The organism is Chlamydia serpentis (assembly GCF_900239945.1).
Classification (GTDB): domain Bacteria; phylum Chlamydiota; class Chlamydiia; order Chlamydiales; family Chlamydiaceae; genus Chlamydia; species Chlamydia serpentis.
The window spans coordinates 261699-279914 of record NZ_LT993738.1 but is presented as its reverse complement, the minus strand read 5'-3'; the positions used below and the strand labels follow the sequence as shown (position 1 = coordinate 279914).

Here is an 18216-nt window from a genome sequence, read left to right as displayed (position 1 = left end):
TAGAATTAACGATCAACAGTTTATTTTGCTAGTCTATTGGTTTAGTTAGGGCTTTAAAACATAGGGTATGGTCTCTGATTTTAAATATTTAATTTCTGTAAATTAATGAAAAATAGTTCTTTTAAGGAAGAAAAAATAGAAAACAACTAAACTAGTAGATTTCAAACACTTTTCATTGAATGTGTTAATGAGATTTTCCTTTATAGGGAAGAAGAATATCTTCCTAGAGCATATGTTGTATGAAGGCTAAAAAATGTATCAATCCTATAAGTTGTTTTTGGAGTTGCTATGTCTAATAGAAAAGCACGCATTACTCGTTCTTTAGAAGAGATTATACTACATATAGATGCAGGAAAAATCGTTGCTCTTCCTACAGATACTGTTTATGGATTTGTTGTTGCTTTAGATAGTCCCCAAGCTGAAGAAAGGCTATATGCTCTAAAATATAGAGAGCCTAACAAATCTTTTGCCCTTTACGTAAATCATGTAGAAGATATTGAAAATATCTCAGGATCCCCATTGTCTCCTACAGCTAGGAAACTAGCCCAACATTTTTTCCCAGGAGCGATTACGCTAGTAGTTAAGCACTGTAATCCTAAGTTCCCTAAAGGAATGCTTGCTTTTCGAATTGTGGATCATCCAGTGGTTCAGGAAGCTGTAAATCGCTGTGGAATTTTAATTGGAACATCTGCAAATCTATCTAGTTTTCCATCAGCTTGTACAGCGCAAGAAGTTTTCACAGATTTTTCTGATTATGATCTCTGTATTTTTGATGGCCCCTGTTTTCATGGTTTAGAGTCGACTGTTGTTGCCTCAGATCCTTTGTCTATTTATCGTGAAGGCTTAATCTCCAGAAGTCTTATAGAAAATATCACTGAGACTAAGGCTACGATGCTCTCTAAATTTTACCATAGCTTTTCGAAACACATAAAGATATACACTGTCAAAAATGAGGAGCATCTTAAATCTTTTTTAAGAAAACTTTCTCCATTCAATGGTGTGATTTGTAAACACCCTAAACCTAAGACCTTTTATTCTACGTTACGAGAAGTCTTGAAAAATCAAAATTCTTCCGTAATTTTTATTTATGATGTAAAAAATTCAGCTTACCCAGAACTTTTTCCTTTTCTTTCCCCCTATTATATTTAGGTAGATTATGACTATTGATATGCATTGTGATTTACTTTCGCACCCCCATTTTTCTCTTCGTGACCCCTTTGTTCGTTGTTCTCCAGAACAACTGCTATTAGGAGGAGTACGTAAACAGGTTTGCGCAATCTTTGTTGCGAATAGCGAAGGTGATCCTAATTGTGATAAACAAAATACTTTATTTTTTTCTATTCCTAATCAGTATCCTAATATTGGGTTGTTATCCTACAATGAGCAGGAAGCACGTGAGCAATCTGAAGAGAAATCCTTAAGTCTTATTCGTAGTATAGAAAATGCTTCTGCCTTAGGAAGAGATTCTCAACCTCTTATGGATTTATTAGTAAAGCTTAGAGATTTAGCTAAACAGGGGCCCCTTGCCTATCTGGGAATGGTCTGGAAAAGAGATAACCGTTTTGGTGGAGGGACAGAGGCTCCTAAGAAGCTTTCTCGAGATGGGGAGATCCTTTTAGACATGATGTACCAACTGGGTATTCCTATTGATCTTAGCCACTGTAGTGATGAGTTGGCTGAGGACATTTTGGATTATACTGCTGATAAATTGCCTCATCTATGTGTAATTGCGAGTCATTCAAATTTTCGAGCAGTTCTCGATAATCCTAGAAACCTGCTTGATGTACATGCTAAAGAGATAGTTCAAAGAAACGGGGTTATTGGTTTGAACGTAATTAAGTATTTGACAGGAAATTCTTTGAGTCAAATAGAGGAGCATTTACTTCATGCAGAGAATCTTGGAATTTTATCAAACATTGTTATTGGTTCAGACTTCTTTTATTCAAACGAGGATTACAAATTTTTCAGTGAGTGTAGTTCTGCAAAAGCACATCCTGTTTTACGTAATTTGATCTCTAATCTTTTCTCTAAAGAGAAAGCAAAATCGATACTTTTTGCTTGTGCTGAGCAATTTTTAAATCGGGTCATTTCGGAACAGACTGCTAAGCAGAAAACAAGTATAGAACTTTGAGTTGCTAAGGACTATTTTTTTTACTAAGAACACAGGTTTCTCGTTTTTCTAGGGGCTAGAAAAGCAGAGATTTCCTCTTATTAGTGATAGAAATGTTTTAAAGCATTGTTGCCTTCTATCTAAGCATAATAATTAAGGTTTAGGAGGGTTAACTTGTTGTATTATTAAGTTACAAGTTCTAATGAACCATCATCTTCTTGTTGAAACATAGAAATGGGTTGATGATGTTTTATAATTAGACCTTCTGACATGTGTATCTTAGATAGATCAGGTTGACTACTAATTTTTTTAGGAGGCGTTAGAGGTTTAGGAGGGGTTTGAATATATTCTTTAAAAGTCATTGTGGGTACAGAATTTGATCTATGACGTGGTCTAGGAGGGGATGAGGGGGCTAGTACAAATTCTTCTTCAGAAGATGTAGGAGATGAGGATCGAGTCTCTTTAGCGGGAATCTTTGAGGTGGTTTTGAAGTATGGCATAAAGGAGGTTATCCATTTCCAAGTTGATGGGGGAGTGGGGCTCTCAGTGCCAGTAGTCTTCCAACTAGGTATAAAAGATTTACCCCATTCTTTCCATCGGAGTAAAGTTAATTCTTTCGCTTTTTTTTTGGTTATCCCATCTAGATAAGAGGCAATAGTCTTTTGTTGGTCCTTTACTATAGTGTTTTTTTCTTCCAGGATTCCTGATAGATAATAGTTTAGGTAAAGATACATAATTCCCTGGGTTATTAAACTATGTGTACGCAATCCTGCTAAACCAGCAACTAGGCAGGTTGCTCCAAGACAGGCGAGTCCTGCACATAGACCTAGTTGTAGGTATCCTGACAAGAAAAATACTGAAACGATAGCTCCGATAAGAAGAGAGATCCCTAAAATAGTACTTGTCGTGGAACATGCAATACGGAATCGAGAGACTGGAGTACTGGCTTCAATAGTTGGATTTTCAATATCCAAAGGAACTGGTAAACAAGAAGCTGATGTGTTTCCTTTATCATTTTTGGGAATAGTAAAGCCTTGGTGGTTTTGTTTTAAGGCTTGTTCCAAATTTTGTTGAGATTGTATCCATCTTAGCGATTTTTTTACTAAGATAACCAAGTCTATTACGAGGATGACTGTTCCTAAAGTTACTCCGAGGGTCCCTATAACTATAGATAAAGGAACACTTAGGCCAAGAGTACCCATAGTGCATAATAAAATAACCCCGACTAGAATTGCTAGCGTTGCTATAATCAGTTGGGTGACAACGCAGGCGAAGACCTTTCGATCTTGATTAATATACCTAGGGTCCAACGCAGTAAAATTAGTGATTAGTTCGGGTTGATTAAGTAGTTTATTAGTTGAGTTTAACGACATCATTTACACTCATTTTACTTTGAGAACAAGCCATTTTATTACAAAGATTAATTAAAATAAATGTCATCGTTCTCAATTCAAAATTTTTAAGTAAAAATATATTAAATATTTTTATGCCTTCTTAAGTTAATAAATTATAGAATAATTTCTATAGAAGTATTGAGGCGTTAACAATTATATTAATAACTAAAAAAAGATTTAAACCTATTTTTTATAAGGTATTAAACGGATTGATATTGCCTTTCCATCTTCCCCTCTTATTAGAGACATTCCATACACTTCTTCCCCACCTAGACTAGCAATACCGGAGGAATCACCTGATTTTGATGAAAAATGCATTGATTCCGAGTATTGTTCAGTTATTAAATTTGGGCTGCGTATTTTTTCTAATCCTGTAGTAAAGAAAATAGTTCCCAGACCAACAAATCCTGCACACAGGCCTAGTTGTAAATACCCTGTACAGAAGAACACAGAGATAAGAGCACATATAAGAAGACAAACGCCTAGAATAATACCTATAATTGAAGAAATAATTCTGAATTTTGAGATAGGGAAGCCTGTATTAGTGATTGGACTGGCGCTCTTTAAAGGAGTGGATTTATTTCCAGTATCGTTTTGCGGAATGGTAAGGTCCTTATCTGTCTTTGGAGTCCCTAGTGATTTTTTCGCTAGGATAATTAAACCTATTGCAAAGATAACAGTTCCTAAAGTTGTTATAAAGCTTCCTATTACTGCAGATAAGGGAACGCTAAGGCCAAAGGAACCCATACTACATAATAAAGCAACCCCGATAAGGATGACCAGAGTTGCTATAACCAGTTGGGTGACCACATAACCGAAAACCTTGCGATTTTCGTTAATATACTTAGATTTATAGGTATTAGGATCAATTGCTTCTGATTCTTTAAGTAGTGTGTTGGTTGAGCTTAAGGACATTATTTATACTCAATTTATTTTGAGACCAGGTCATTTTATTAGAAAAATCAATTAAAATAAAGGTCCTCTTTTTTAAGAAAAGAGATTTTTAGATTTTAAGTAAGGCATATTAAAATTTTTTAATTTTGCTTCTTTTTGGAAAGATAAAAGTCTAAAAATGTTAAAGAATTTTCTTTTTAAATATTACTTTAGGGTTCCTTTTTAAGATTTATGATTATAAAAAATTTATTTATTTCAAATTGATAAAAAAGATACTTTTGATTATTGCAAATTGTCGAAAAGGGAGTTGAATAATAATTCAAAGAGATTTTATTTTATAAACTTTTCTCTAAAGTTTCGTAAAAATTAGTATAATACTTCAAATAATAGCGTGAGTGGAAGATATTATAGTGGATGTGAAATAATGACTATCAAAAAAGACTTTGAAAATTAAGCAAAAACTTATCGCAACATTATGGCTTTAAATATATAAATTAGACGCATAAAAAGACGAACCCCCTACGAATATAGGAGGTTCTAAAAGGAATGGGGGATAAGTCCCAAATGAGTAGAGAAGAGTATGATTTTCTTATAATCAAATATATTAATTATATAGAAGAGAATAGTTGTGAAATTAAATATTTTTTTAAGTTTAGTTAATTTTAAATATTCGATATTCGCTATATTGTTTTTATCCGCATCTACAATATTTGCTTTTTCTCTACCTGAGATTTCGCAACATTTATCAGTTAAAGTAGGTTTAAGGATTTTAGTTCTAGGAGCAGTTGCATTTATTTTTGCAAGAACTACGGGAATTGTAGTGAATCAGTGTATTGATTGGTTAATTGATAAAAAGAATAGTAGAACCTTAAAAAGAGTCCTTCCGGCTAATCTTGTCTCTTTAAATTTTGCTTGGACCTTCTTCTTAGTTTGTGGGTTTATTTTTCTTGTCCTTTGTATAATGCTTGGTATTTTTAGCTTGGGACTAGCTTCGCTTATTCTAATGATCGTTTACCCTTATATGAAAAGATTCACTTTTTTGTGTCATTGGGGATTAGGATTGGTATACGCTCTAGCCATTTTCACTAATTTTTTTGTTTTGGCTATCACGGGTCTTTCTACCTCTTTGCGCTTACTCGCTATTTTATGGGGTGGAAGTGTAGGCCTAGTAATCACTGCAAATGATATCATATATGCATTGCAAGATATCGAATTTGATAGGAAAGAAGGAGTCTTTAGCATCCCTGCATGCTATGGAAAAAAGAAAGCAATTAAGATTGCACAATTAAGTTTATCCGTTAGTTATTTGTTTTATATTTCCTCCGGTTTTATTGGTTCTTTAGGAAAAACATTCTATATTTCCGCTCTTATTCCTCTAATTATGATTATCAAAGTGCTTAGAATGTATTCTAACTTAGATAAAACAAATCAAGAAGAGGATGGCGAATTCTTTTGGGCAAATATGGGTATTGCTTTATCTTTTCTTGTAAGTATGATTGTGTTTTGGATTTCGAATTTATGAAACGTTATGTTGTGGGGATTTCTGGAGCTTCTGGAGCAATACTTGCCATAAGACTTATTGAAGAACTTGCTAATCGAAAAAACGAAGTTGAAGTGATCATTTCTCCTTCGGGAAGAAAGACGTTATATTATGAATTAGGATCCCAGTCCTTCAAAGCACTATTTTCTGAACAAAATTTAGAATACATTCACACTCATAATATTCAAGCTATAGAGAGCTCATTAGCTTCAGGTTCTTCTCCTGTCGAAGCTACGATCATCGTTCCTTGTAGTATGGCTACAATTGCTGCTATTTCTATAGGTTTAGCCGATAATTTGATACGACGTGTTGCTGATGTTGCTCTTAAAGAAAAGCGACCCTTGATTCTTGTCCCTAGAGAGACTCCTTTACATACGATCCATTTAGAAAATCTATTAAGGTTAAGCAAGAGTGGAGCAATAATTTTCCCACCTATGCCTATGTGGTACTTTAGGCCTAAATCTATTGAAGATCTTGAAAACGCTTTAGTAGGAAAAATTCTTTCTTATTTAAATATTGCAAGTACTCTGACTCAGGAATGGACAAATCCAGATTCATTACAGGCAAGTAGTTAAGTGCGCCTACCATTGATTACTTCATGCAGGTTTTCAATAGCTATAAATGCTGTAGGATCTTCTCTATGGACGATTTCTTTTAACTGTGAAAGCTGAAGACGTTCAACAACAACATAGAGAAGATTTCTCGGCTCTCCGGAGTATCCCCCTTCAGCATGGATATAGGTTAGGCCAATACCTAATGTTTCCATAAGAATATGACCTAGCTTTCTTGGAGAAGAGGTAATGATAGTAACAGACTTTGTGTCTTCAAGACCTAGAATAACCATATCCATAACTTTTGTAGCAATTCCATAAGTTAAAAAAGATACAAAAGCTGTATGCCAATTCTTATAGACAATTCCAGATAAAGCAAAAATAAAGAAGTTTACAAATAAAATTACCTGGCCAACAGTATAGCCTTTCTTTTTATTTATGATGATTCCTAAGATCTCTGTCCCATCTGTGGATCCTCCATGGCGAATAATCAGGCCGCAACCTACACCAATAATTGCTCCTCCTAAAACAACTGTTTCCATCTCAGATCCTTTAAAAACCAAGGGACTGACCCCTAACCAAAAGGGTAATTGATCAATAAGCCAGAGTGAACATGAGAAGATGATAACGGCTGTTAACATCTGAATCACAAAGTATTTCCCAATTTGTTTAAATGCTAGGAATACAAAAGGAAGATTGAATAGAGCCAAACAGAAAGGAAGGGTCTTATGACCTAAAAAATGAGAAGCTATAATAGAAAGTCCAACAATGCCACCATCAATAAGTTCATTAGGCACCAAAACCATTTGAACTCCACAGGCAGCAAGAAAGCCTCCTAAGATAAACCAACTTAATGTTTTAGAAAAATACAGAGGAAAACTAAATTTTGATGGACGTGGACCGTGAGACATCCTAAAACCTCTGAAAGTATATTTCGCGAGAGACGGGGCTTGAACCCGCAACTTCCGCCTTGACAGGGCGGTGCTCTAACCAATTGAACTACTCCCGCAAATGGACACGACAGGATTTGAACCTATGACCCCCTGTGTGTAAGACAGGTGCTCTAACCGCTGAGCTACGCATCCAATAAGACAGGAGACAAATTTAGCAGAAGAAATACTTTAATCACAATCATTTTCCATTCAATTTATGTGAGAAAATTTAGGTTAAGTAAGACCTCTGTATAGGAAAGCATTTAGAATATTTTAGTTCTAATCTCAGGCTTGGAAAGGAAGGTATTAAAATCTTCTTGGCATTTTTGAAACTCTTTAATAGTCATTACTTCAAAGGGGGAACTTTGTAAGAATATTGGAGCAACACTGATATGATTTTCTAACATGCACAAGAATTCTGCCGAAGGTTGATCAGTAACCTTTACTCCAGCAACTTTTCCAACATAATACTTATCCTTGTGCACAGAGCCAAGGTATTGGGGTTCTTCATAGAAAAATTCATCTCCAGGGGGAATCAGTCGCATTCCTTTCCAACAGCAACCTCCTGGACTTACAGGAAAATTGACATTCAATCCAGTTAAAGAAGGGAAGGGCTGAGACAAAAGATACATGATTAATGTTTTTAAAATTTCAGGGGCCCTATCTTCTTGAAAGAAAGAAATGTGTTTGTCCTGAGATAATGCAATCGAAGGAATACCGTCTATTAAAGCTTGTTTTGCAGCACCTACGGTTCCTGAATACCAAGCATTCTTGCATATGTTGTTGCCAGAGTTAATTCCTGAAATCACTATATCAGGAGAGAGCGTTTCAAAAAGTGCTCTGAGACCTAATCTCACGCAATCTGCAGGAGAACCGCCTATAGCCCAGGCTTCTTCAACAGGTTGGGGATAAGTGTAAGGAGTCGCACAGATCACTTGGTCAAGAGAAATAGCCATACTTTTCCCTGACTGCTCTATTTGAGGAGCAGTTATGTAAATATCCCCTATATTAGCCTCTAATAGAGCGGAGACTAGAGAACTCATTCCCTTAGCTGCAATTCCATCATCATTAGTTAGAATTATTTTTAATCTTTTGTTCATAAAAACCTAATAAATTTTTATTTTAAGATTTACATTAAGAATTAATTAATTACAAAATCTAATAATAAAATGATTGTTAATTTTTTTGCGACTTAGATGATCCCTGTTCATAAATGGCTAAAGCAATATTATGACGAGCTAAGGGAAACACTTCTTCTAGAAACTTTAAACCTTGTTCGGCTTTACTTCTTAATGAAATGACGGGACAACGGCAAGTTACTCGTGAGAAACCATTTTCTTTAGCAAACTTCCGGATCCAAAGCTCAGGGGTGAAAATTAGAGGACGTAAAATAGTGACTCCAAAATGAATCATATCTAAAACAGGAAGCATTCCAGCAAACTCTGCTTTATGTAGAAGATTAAGCAAAGCAGTTTGGACCACATCATCTCGGTGATGGCCAAAAGCAATAGCTGTAGCCCCTATCTCTTTAGCCGCTTGGAAAAGCAGTCGTCTTCTTGCTTGCGAGCAAGGATAACACTCAGGGGTTTCAGATTCATAAGGAGAGGCAATTGTTGTAAAGGGAACATGAAGCCTATCACAGATTTGGCTTAAGTAAGATTTGCTAACCTCGGCTCCACATGAATATTTGCCTCCGATATTGACCGCATAGAGATCCAAAGGTGGGAATCCTCGTCCAGAAATTACTTTGAGCATTAAAAGAAGGGTAAGACTATCTTTCCCTCCACTTAGAGCTATCACAATTTTACGATGGTTTTCTAACATTTTATAAGTATAAAGTGCTTTCCGGACTAAGCTCTCTATACGTTTTCCCGCTTTCATCCATGGAGGGTTTAAAAGTAAGGTAGACATGCAAACAATGTGTGGATATATTTTTAAAATGGTAGCATTTTTAAGAAATCGTCTTTAAAAATCCAGAAACTTGTAGTTCTAAAAATACATAGTGTAAAGGGATTGATTCCCCAAAAAGAATAAAGTTTCTTCTCTTATATATGAAAGAGTGATCTCAGACTAGAGAGGAACCTTTCTATTGATAAAAATAAAATAGCTTCTTTTATTTAACTTTGGATTTTATTTTGAGCTTATTTAGACTTTTTCAAAAGATTTTGTGTTCAAGAGGATCGCATGTCAAAAAAGATTAATAGAAATGATTTATGCCCTTGTGGTTCTAACAAAAAATACAAACAATGTTGCTTAAAAAAAGAAGAACAAACAGCGCGTTATACAACTGAAGGAAAATTCAAGTTTTCTGCTGAAGTTCTTTCGTCATCTGCTGAGGGGGACGCAGGAGCGAATTGTGCGAAGTTGTTTCAGCGTTTATCTCAATCAATGGCTTCAGAGCAGCAAGCTTCAGTAAGTAAACTTCATAAGATCACTAGAAACAAAGAGGTTACTAGTAAAAAAGCTCTTAAGAAAGCTCAATTCCAAGAAGAACAATTAGTAGCGGAGAAACTTCAACAGCATAATTTTGAGCTTTTGCATACAGCAGAGAGTTTAGCTCTACCTCTAGGGGACCAAACGCCTTTAAATCAAGATCCTCACTTTATTTCCGAAGACTTTATCCCTACGCAAGAAGACTTTCGTATATCAGAACCTTCCCAAAAGCCTCCAGTTAAGGAAGATTAATTTTAGATAATGCACTTTCTCATTGAGAATAAAACTTTCTTTTTGAGATAATTCCGCTTTGCTTTCTGCTGGAGTAGCTCAATTGGCAGAGCATTCGATTTGTAATCGAACGGTTGAGGGTTCAAGTCCTTTCTCCAGCATTATTTGGGGGTGTCGCATAGCGGTCAATTGCATCGGACTGTAAATCCGACTCCTTGTGGATACGTTGGTTCAAATCCAGCCACCCCCACTTTTTTAAAAAAGGTCCTAATTTATAAAATCGTTTTATAGGCTATTTTCAGCCTATTATTAAGGGTTCAATTAGGAAACCTTATCTTTTAATTTATTCATGTTTTTTCTATCTATTATCTTTTCAATCTCTATCAAACGTTTTTTTTATTAAGTCTTTCTAAGACCAATTACTTTTATATTTAATTTTATTAATTAATTTAATAATTGACCTAATATGTTTAATTTGTTTTCTAGTTAATTAAAATAAAATTTTTATTAAAAAGTTATTATGAAGAACAATATTAATGATAATGAGTGTTATTTTAAATTAGACTCAATTGTAGATGGCGATTTGTTGGCAGCAAATGTCGAGACCTTCGATACCCAGGCTCAGGGAATCTCATCAACTACTACATTTTCTGTTGAAGGGAATGCGGTACTTAAAGATCAGGTTTCAGCAACTGGATTAACTTCAGCTGCTGCTTACAACTTAAATGCGCAAGATTTTACTTCCCAAATATCTATAGATTTTAAAAATAATCGTCTTAGCAACTCTGCTTTGCCAAGATCGGATTGTGATCCAGTGCCTGCAAATTATATACGCTCTCCTGAATATTTTTTCTGTTCTAAGCCTTTAACAGGAAGGTTAACATTTAACCCTGGAGAAGAACATTTATCACTGACTGGATCGGAATATACTCTATATCAGTCGCGTAATGTGGGTAAAGTTTTTCGTTTTATAGGATGGAAGCAAAGTACACAACAAGTAACTGTCGGAGGCAATAATGCTATACAGTTTCTTGCAGTAGGAACATATATACTTTCATTTACTATTGGTAAACGTTGGGGATGGAACAATGGCTGGGGGGGGTCAGTATTTATATATAATGCTTTAAGAGAGGTTCTATGTGAAAGCACAGTATATAGTGGAGGAGGGTACTCAACTGTGGCCACTCTAGGAACCGCAGTATATAGAAGTTCGAGCGATATAGCTCCGAATCCTAATAATCCTAGTGGCTATAGAGGCAGCATTTTCTACATAGAGAATGATTCTTATGGGGCTGAAATAGGGAATTATTCCTTCTCCCTTCTTTATTATGCAGGAGAAAAATAATAACGATGAAAAAATTAAAACAAAAAAACATAATAGTTAAGTCTAGTATCCCTCCTATAAATTCAAATGAAAATTCTGGAGTGAAAGATCAGAATTTATTTATGGATCAAGCAACTCTTAGCGTGGAGGGGAATGCTACAATAGAAAATGCTTTAGTTACTCGAGATCTTAAAGTATCCGATACAACAATTTCTCCATGTGAATTTGTCGTAGGAGGGAACATATCAGCAGAAAAATCTGAATTTAATGCTACAACACTGTCGAACGGTATTAATATTTTCTCTCAAACGAGTTCATCAAGAACGCCTGTTTGTAATAATATTAGTGACCCTCAGTCTGCAAGAGATGCTATAACATTTAATTACTATAGGAAAACTGGATGTCAAGCTGCCAATCTATATACCTATTACCCAGATGGGTATTATGTTGACAGTGGAGCTAGTGTTGAAACTAATGCTAGATCTATCTCCAATAAAACTGTTTATTTTAATAGGACCCCTAATGCTAGCAACTACATCGAAATCGATCCTATCGTTAAATTAAAAAAAGAAGGCATTTACCAAGTTACATTTCAGCTGACACGTTGGTCTGGATATCATGAAGGCGATAATAATCCAGGCCTATTTCTTAATTTTATTTCGAGAAATAGTAAAGTACAACTTTGTACTTCAGATACCAGAGGAGGTTATCAGACTGATCGTGTTAGTGTTGCTCTAACTAGTATTTTTCCTGTAACGGAAGTTGTTCCTAGTCCTCCTTATAACTACCCTTGGGTCAATGTCGAGACTATCCTTTGGATCAACCTAATGTCTGTATCGACATGCGTGATTTGGTTTCCATTTGATTTTAATTTTGCAGAGGTAGACTAGTATGACAAACCCTACACCCTCAACACCGAAGATAAAAATATCAATTCCTACTTTTGTTCGTTTTAATATTCAATTTATTAATTTAACTGAAGAACAAAAGAAAACAGCACTTACTGTTGGTAAGAAGATTGCTACAGAAAATACTCAAGTTTTAGGAAATTTCACTACTACAGGTGGAGGGCTGGTATGTCAGAACGATCTTTCGGTTGGACAAAATATCAGTATTACTCCAAAAACCTCTACTACCATGGTCTTCAATGGTCGAGTGAATTTATCAAACACGCCCCTCTCTTATAAAGATACATGGGGAAATATGCGCCAAGACTATGACAATATTAATAATAAGCAATCCCAACAATATGTTCCTTATGGATATTACAAACTCACGAGGGTCATGATGATTGCACGAGGTGCTTTATCAGGAGGGCATGAAGGTTCTGGACTATTTCCTCGTAGAACTAATGTTTATTGGAATAAGTATGATCAGAAATCAATGCAGAGCACCATGATTAATTCGACTGTTTCTATCAACACGTCAGATCCATCGAAGTTGGAGTTTCGAGCAAATACTTGGGCTCCCAAACTCTTTCGTATATCTGTTTTTATGTCAAAACACGGTAGTTGGCTTGATAATGGTACTGGAGGAGAGGTTATTTTAGTCGCATACGAAGGATCACAAAAAATAGAGCTCGCGCTTTCTACTTGTTCAGGAACAAGTTATTATCGTACTCGTCCAATGCAGTGGCTTTGTTCTACGTATTATGCTACAGAAAATGGGTATTTTACTTTAGAAAATCGAAGTAATAGTAGTTTTAGAGTCCAAAGTTTTTCTTGGAATGTTGTTGCCCTACCTTTGGTTAATTAAGGGATTCCAAGCTTTGCGAGTTTCTAGCAAAGCTTGGTTTGAAGCTTTTTTTATAACACGTCCTACAAGGTCATAGCCAGCTGTCCCTGTGATTTCTATAAGGCATCTTTCTCCAAAATGAGAAACAAGCTTTGCCTCATTAACAATAATACACGGGTCTACTTCTGGAGCTTGTCCATAGAATCTTGCGATAAGTAAAAGGTTGGTCTCAGGATGATAATTATCAATAATGGCTTCTACTTTTTTCCCAATAAACTTAGAGTTATGTTTATCTACGTTATCTTTTTGAATTTGAGAAAGTGTTTTTAATCTTAAAGCCTTGACTTTTTCTGGTATCTGATTAGACAATTGCGCTGCAGGAGTACCCTTTTCTTGAGAGTACAAGAAAATTCCAAGGTTATCAATCCATCCTTCACTGATAAAATCGGCTAACTCTTGAAATTCTTCTTTGGTCTCTCCAGGAAATCCTGCAATAATAGAAGAACGAATATAAACTTGAGGAATCCTAGCACGTAGCTTTTCTAGAAGTCCTATAATCTGCTCTTTAGATGTCGTCCTCCGCATTTGCTTTAAAATCCGATTGTTAACATGCTGCAGAGGAATATCTATGTAAGGGAGAAGTCTAGGATCACCCTCCATAAGATCTATAATTCCGTCACTAACTTCATCAGGATATAAATACAACATTCGCAACCAGTAATCTCCAGGTTGCTTCAATAATTCACGTAATAGGAACTCTAGTTGAGAACTATGATCTGTCGAGAGATCTTTGCCATAATCTCCGAGATCTTGAGCTATAAGCAGAATTTCTTTAACACCACTTTTTAAAAGAATTTGAAATTCTTTAAGAACTTGGTTAAGCGGTTTGCTGCGGAGCCTTCCTTTAATAGAAGGAATAATACAGAAAGCACACTTCTTTCTGCAACCTTCAGCAATCTTTAAATAAGCGTAGTGTTTTGGCGTAGAAAGTTGTCTTGGAACCTCTCCCATTTCAAGATAGCTTTTTACAGAGATTTTTTCTCCAGATTCGCGAGATTCAATAGCGGAGAGAATATGCTCTATATCTCCAGAACCTAGTAAATAATGAATGTGTGGCATCCAAGGTTCAAGCTCATTCCTATGCTTAGAAGTCATACATCCAGTTAAGATGATCTTAGCACTTTTTTTTTTCACATTGATCAGATGGTTAAGATAATCTTTAGCCTCATCTCTAGCACTTTTTAAAAATGCGCAGGTGTTTAAAATTAAATAGTCAGCATCTTCTAGTTTATTAGTGGATTCGTAACCTGCCTTGAGAAGAATACCCAGCATAACCTCACTATCTACAAGGTTTCTGGAACATCCTAAACTAATAAAATGAATTTTATTTTTAGAAACAAAAGAATTAAAAGATCGTGTACTTTTTATTGCCATTGCCAAGTTCTCTAAATAATGGTAACGAGATTCCTTGATTCTTTTTGAAAAGAAATATAGCATAGTAGGCAATTTACTATTTTTTTAAAAGGACTCATCCATGGCAAGTAAGAATCGTGAGATTATTAAGTTAAAAAGCTCGGAAAGTTCTGATATGTATTGGACTGTAAAAAACAAAAGAAAAACAACAGGTCGACTAGAACTCAAAAAATATGATAGAAAGCTGCGTAAGCATGTAATCTTCAAAGAAGCTAAGTAAAGAATTCTTTTGTACCTAACTAGTTGCTTCTGGAATATCATTGTTAAATAGAAGTCATGAAGTTAGAATTTTCAATAGCTTTAAAATATTTGATTCCAAGAAAAGGGAGGCTATCTGCAGCTATAGTCTCTATTTTTTCTATAGGGATTATTTCTCTTGTTGTTTGGCTTTCTGTAGTTTTCATTTCAGTAATTTATGGTTTGGAACAAAGATGGCTTAATGATCTTTCTCAGCTTCATTCCCCAGTAACTATGGTGCCCTCAGAGGCGTATTACTCTTCTTATTATTACCAAATAGATAGGCATTCTGAGCTCTCTAACTATACTACAAAAACTTTAGGAGAGAAAATAGCCTCTCTTCAGATAGATCCTTATGACCCTGAATTAGATTATCTTCTTCCGGAAACATTTCCAAAAAAAGACTGTGATGTAACTGGTCAACAAAAAGACCCTGTAAAAATGGTGGTGGAATCTTTATCACCCTATCTTAAATCTCAGAATGCACAAATTATGGAATTTGAAGAAGGTATGGGCTACTTACACATTGACACTTCTGTAAAACTAAAAAAGCCTCAGTCTAGGACCCTAATTCATTTTCTAACCTACCCTTCTAAACCCTCTTATGAAGATAAAGTTCTTCCCTATGATGAGACAGATTATACCTCTAATGAACTGAACCCATTTAATAGGAGTTCTTTGGGGTGGAAAACAGATTTCCATCGTCTAGAAGAATTATATCGAGGCTCCTCTATTATACTCCCTAATAGCTATAAAGAATCTGGTTATAAAGTTGGGGATATAGGATTTTTTAGTACCTATTCAATAGAGGCCCAAAAAGAAACTCAATATAAAGTCCATGTGATTGGATTTTATAATCCTGGTCTTTCTCCATTAGGAGGAAAGACTGTGTTTATAGATCCAGATCTTGCAGGATCTATTCGTGCGCAATCTGAGGGTTTGGGGATGAATAACGGCTTTCACATCTTTTTCCCTAATATTAAAAGAATTAGTTTTATAAAAAATCATATAGAAAAAATTTTATCTTCCTTAGAAATTAAAGATTATTGGGATACCTCTTCTATCTACGATTACGAATATTTTCGACCTATTTTGGATCAACTCCAAAGTGACCAAGTTCTATTTCTTTTTGTCTCTATACTGATTCTTATTGTGGCCTGCTCTAATGTTGTAACTATGTCGGTTTTGCTTGTGAATAATAAGAAGAAAGAGATAGGTATTCTTAAAGCTATGGGTGTGTCATCGCGAAGTTTAAAGGTAATCTTTGCTTGTTGCGGAGCATTCTCGGGAGCTTTTGGAGTGATTATAGGAATGATATTCGCTATGATTAGCTTGAAAAATCTAGGGCTTATTGTAAAAGCCTTGAACTACTTACAAGGAAGAGAAACATTTAATGCTGCCTTTTTTGGCCAAAATCTTCCTAATACTGTTCATCCTCAAGCTGTCTATTTTCTAGGTTTTGGTACTCTCATTTTAGCTGCAATTTCAGGAGTTCTGCCTGCAAGAAAAGTTGCAAAAATGCATGTTTCAGAAATTTTAAAGGCAGATTAACCGTGTCATTACTTATAGAAGCTAAAAACCTTTCTAAGACTGTCTACAAACAAAATAGAACTATTTCTATTTTGACTGATGTATCTTTGTCTCTTTATTCAGGAGAAACTGTGTCTATTACTGGTGCTTCAGGTAATGGTAAGACAACATTATTACATCTTTTAGGAACTTTAGATGTTCCTTCTTCTGGAACCTTGCGTTTTTTTAATAAAGATTTAGAAAATCGAGATCTTCCAATTTTTAGAAACCAACATATTGGCTTTATTTTTCAAAATTTTTATCTACTTGAGGACGATACAGTACTAAGAAATATCTTAATGCCTGCGCTGATTGCTTGTAAAGATATATCTAAAGGATCTTGTATGTATAAAAGAGCTCTTGAACTTATTGATGTAGTAGGTCTTAAAGATAAAATATTGAATCGTTGTTCCACCCTATCTGGAGGAGAAAAACAACGAGTAGCTATTGCTAGAGCATTAATTAATCAACCTACAATCCTTCTAGCAGATGAACCCTCAGGAAATTTGGATGAAGAAACTTCAGAACACATTCATAACCTCCTTTTAAGCCAAGTATCTGCATCGTGTGGAATGCTGATCGTAACACATAATAAAAAACTTGCTACTAGATGTTCAAGGGAGGGGGTATTATTAAATGGCAAGTTATCTTTTTGTAAATCTTGAGAGATACTCTATTCTCTCTTTCAAGCTACAATAAAAATTTCCTAGATTTCATTGTAAATAATCTAAGAAAGCCTTTGCACTAGTAGTCCATAGGAAAAGATAGTTCACTATACTCAAGGAATCCTTATGGAAATATTTTTAAATTAAGAGTCTTGTTCTTTTTGACTGTTTTTTGTTTGGAAAAAAAATTGGACAGACTTATAATCGCCCTCTCTAGTATGACAGTTACATTATTATGGAAAAAAGAAAAGATACGAAAACAACTATAGTAAACTCCAGTGAAATTGAGAAATCGTGGTACGTTATTGATGCTGCTGGAAAAACTTTAGGAAGACTTTCTTCAGAAGTAGCAAAGATTTTAAGAGGAAAGCATAAAGTCACCTATACTCCTCATGTTGCAATGGGAGATGGTGTTATTGTTATTAACGCAGAAAAAGTTCGCGTAACTGGAGCCAAGAAAGGACAAAAGATCTATCGCTATTATACTGGGTATATCTCTGGAATGCGAGAGATTCCTTTTGAAAATATGATGGCAAGGAAGCCCACCTATATTGTTGAACATGCGATTAAGGGAATGATGCCCAAAACTCGCCTAGGTAAGAGACAATTGAAATCTTTAAGGATTATAAAAGGGGATTCATACGAAACTTTTAAATCTCAAAAACCGGTTTTATTAGATATTTAATTTAGGATAAGTTGTGGCAAAAAGTACAATACAAGAGTCTGTCGCTACAGGTAGAAGGAAACAAGCTGTCTCCAGCGTTCGTTTAAGACCTGGAACTGGTAAAATCGATGTTAATGGAAAATCTTTTGAAGATTATTTTCCTTTAGAAATCCAAAGGGCTACGATTCTTTCTCCTTTGAAAAAGATTGTAGAGGACCAAAATCAATATGATCTGATTATTCGTGTAAGTGGGGGGGGGATTCAGGGCCAGGTGATTGCTACAAGACTAGGGCTTGCAAGAGCTCTTCTAAAAGAAAATGAAGAGAATAGGCAGGAACTGAAAAGTTGCGGTTTTCTGACTAGAGATCCTAGAAAGAAAGAACGTAAAAAATATGGTCATAAAAAAGCTCGCAAAAGCTTCCAATTTTCTAAACGTTAACATTCAAAGTATTAATCCTGCTTCGA

Annotated in this window: 19 protein-coding genes and 4 tRNA genes; 15 read left to right on the top strand and 8 right to left on the bottom strand. The window is 35.2% G+C overall.

What is annotated here, in order from left to right; all coding sequences use genetic code 11:
• The first annotated feature begins 288 nt into the window (after positions 1–288).
• Together C834KP_RS01195 and C834KP_RS01190 are read left to right on the top strand one after the other, a co-directional pair.
• A complete protein-coding gene (locus tag C834KP_RS01195) occupies positions 289–1149 on the top strand; it encodes an L-threonylcarbamoyladenylate synthase (RefSeq protein ID WP_108896384.1) in 861 nt (286 codons plus the stop codon).
• Between the two features lie 7 nt (positions 1150–1156).
• Positions 1157–2131: a membrane dipeptidase gene (locus tag C834KP_RS01190; protein WP_108896383.1), complete on the top strand. Its 975-nt coding sequence runs from the start codon at positions 1157–1159 to the stop codon at positions 2129–2131.
• Positions 2132–2295: 164 nt separating this feature from the next.
• Here the strand turns inward: C834KP_RS01190 and C834KP_RS01185 are convergent, their stop codons facing one another.
• The gene (locus C834KP_RS01185) at positions 2296–3483 is read right to left on the bottom strand and encodes a hypothetical protein (RefSeq protein ID WP_197709723.1); all 1188 of its coding nucleotides are present in this window, start codon (positions 3481–3483) and stop codon (positions 2296–2298) included.
• A 204-nt stretch (positions 3484–3687) separates the two neighbouring features.
• Positions 3688–4419, bottom strand: coding sequence for a hypothetical protein (locus C834KP_RS01180; RefSeq protein ID WP_108896382.1), 732 nt, complete (start codon positions 4417–4419; stop codon positions 3688–3690).
• Positions 4420–5026: 607 nt separating this feature from the next.
• Here C834KP_RS01180 and C834KP_RS01175 point away from each other — a divergent pair.
• Together C834KP_RS01175 and C834KP_RS01170 are read left to right on the top strand one after the other, a co-directional pair.
• On the top strand, positions 5027–5920 hold the full coding sequence (locus C834KP_RS01175; RefSeq protein ID WP_108896381.1) for a UbiA-like polyprenyltransferase: 894 nt from the start codon (positions 5027–5029) through the stop codon (positions 5918–5920).
• A complete protein-coding gene (locus C834KP_RS01170) occupies positions 5917–6513 on the top strand; it encodes a flavin prenyltransferase UbiX (RefSeq protein WP_108896380.1) in 597 nt (198 codons plus the stop codon). The genes C834KP_RS01175 and C834KP_RS01170 overlap by 4 nt, the downstream gene beginning before the upstream one ends.
• Here the strand turns inward: C834KP_RS01170 and C834KP_RS01165 are convergent.
• The 5 genes from C834KP_RS01165 to C834KP_RS01145 form a co-directional block, all read right to left on the bottom strand.
• Positions 6510–7400, bottom strand: a complete 891-nt coding sequence (locus C834KP_RS01165; protein WP_108896379.1) for a YitT family protein — start codon at positions 7398–7400, stop codon at positions 6510–6512. The genes C834KP_RS01170 and C834KP_RS01165 overlap by 4 nt on opposite strands.
• Before the next feature lie 24 nt (positions 7401–7424).
• A tRNA-Asp gene (locus C834KP_RS01160) sits at positions 7425–7498 on the bottom strand.
• A 3-nt stretch (positions 7499–7501) separates the two neighbouring features.
• Positions 7502–7574: transfer RNA gene (locus C834KP_RS01155), tRNA-Val, on the bottom strand.
• Between the two features lie 110 nt (positions 7575–7684).
• Complete coding sequence (gene surE / locus C834KP_RS01150) at positions 7685–8521, bottom strand: 5'/3'-nucleotidase SurE (protein ID WP_108896378.1); 837 nt, start codon at positions 8519–8521, stop codon at positions 7685–7687.
• A gap of 76 nt (positions 8522–8597) precedes the next feature.
• Positions 8598–9332, bottom strand: a complete 735-nt coding sequence (locus C834KP_RS01145; protein WP_108896377.1) for a tRNA 2-thiocytidine biosynthesis TtcA family protein — start codon at positions 9330–9332, stop codon at positions 8598–8600.
• Between the two features lie 273 nt (positions 9333–9605).
• Here C834KP_RS01145 and C834KP_RS01140 point away from each other — a divergent pair, with 273 nt between their 5' ends.
• The 6 genes from C834KP_RS01140 to C834KP_RS05315 all read left to right on the top strand — a co-directional run bounded on the left by C834KP_RS01140 (position 9606) and on the right by C834KP_RS05315 (position 13164).
• A complete protein-coding gene (locus C834KP_RS01140; RefSeq protein ID WP_108896376.1) occupies positions 9606–10106 on the top strand; it encodes an SEC-C metal-binding domain-containing protein in 501 nt (166 codons plus the stop codon).
• Positions 10107–10173: 67 nt separating this feature from the next.
• Positions 10174–10246: transfer RNA gene (locus tag C834KP_RS01135), tRNA-Thr, on the top strand.
• A 6-nt stretch (positions 10247–10252) separates the two neighbouring features.
• Positions 10253–10335 (top strand) — tRNA-Tyr (locus tag C834KP_RS01130).
• 270 nt (positions 10336–10605) lie between these two features.
• Positions 10606–11430: a hypothetical protein gene (locus tag C834KP_RS01125; RefSeq protein ID WP_108896375.1), complete on the top strand. Its 825-nt coding sequence runs from the start codon at positions 10606–10608 to the stop codon at positions 11428–11430.
• A gap of 5 nt (positions 11431–11435) precedes the next feature.
• A complete protein-coding gene (locus tag C834KP_RS01120; protein ID WP_174165540.1) occupies positions 11436–12299 on the top strand; it encodes a hypothetical protein in 864 nt (287 codons plus the stop codon).
• A gap of 1 nt (position 12300) precedes the next feature.
• Entirely contained in the window at positions 12301–13164 is an 864-nt protein-coding gene (locus C834KP_RS05315; protein WP_174165539.1) for a hypothetical protein, read from the top strand.
• Here the strand turns inward: C834KP_RS05315 and rimO are convergent.
• Entirely contained in the window at positions 13147–14577 is a 1431-nt protein-coding gene (gene rimO, locus C834KP_RS01105) for a 30S ribosomal protein S12 methylthiotransferase RimO (RefSeq protein WP_108896373.1), read from the bottom strand. The genes C834KP_RS05315 and rimO overlap by 18 nt on opposite strands.
• A gap of 100 nt (positions 14578–14677) precedes the next feature.
• Here rimO and rpmG point away from each other — a divergent pair, with 100 nt between their 5' ends.
• From rpmG to rpsI, 5 genes are all read left to right on the top strand, one after another.
• On the top strand, positions 14678–14836 hold the full coding sequence (gene rpmG, locus C834KP_RS01100) for a 50S ribosomal protein L33 (RefSeq protein ID WP_100934780.1): 159 nt from the start codon (positions 14678–14680) through the stop codon (positions 14834–14836).
• Positions 14837–14892: 56 nt separating this feature from the next.
• Complete coding sequence (locus C834KP_RS01095) at positions 14893–16404, top strand: ABC transporter permease (protein ID WP_108896372.1); 1512 nt, start codon at positions 14893–14895, stop codon at positions 16402–16404.
• A gap of 2 nt (positions 16405–16406) precedes the next feature.
• Complete coding sequence (locus C834KP_RS01090; protein WP_108896371.1) at positions 16407–17087, top strand: ABC transporter ATP-binding protein; 681 nt, start codon at positions 16407–16409, stop codon at positions 17085–17087.
• A gap of 235 nt (positions 17088–17322) precedes the next feature.
• On the top strand, positions 17323–17772 hold the full coding sequence (gene rplM, locus C834KP_RS01085) for a 50S ribosomal protein L13 (RefSeq protein WP_108896370.1): 450 nt from the start codon (positions 17323–17325) through the stop codon (positions 17770–17772).
• A 13-nt stretch (positions 17773–17785) separates the two neighbouring features.
• Positions 17786–18190 (top strand): 30S ribosomal protein S9, encoded by a 405-nt coding sequence (gene rpsI, locus C834KP_RS01080; protein ID WP_108896369.1) that lies wholly within the window; start codon positions 17786–17788, stop codon positions 18188–18190.
• Positions 18191–18216 lie beyond the last annotated feature (26 nt).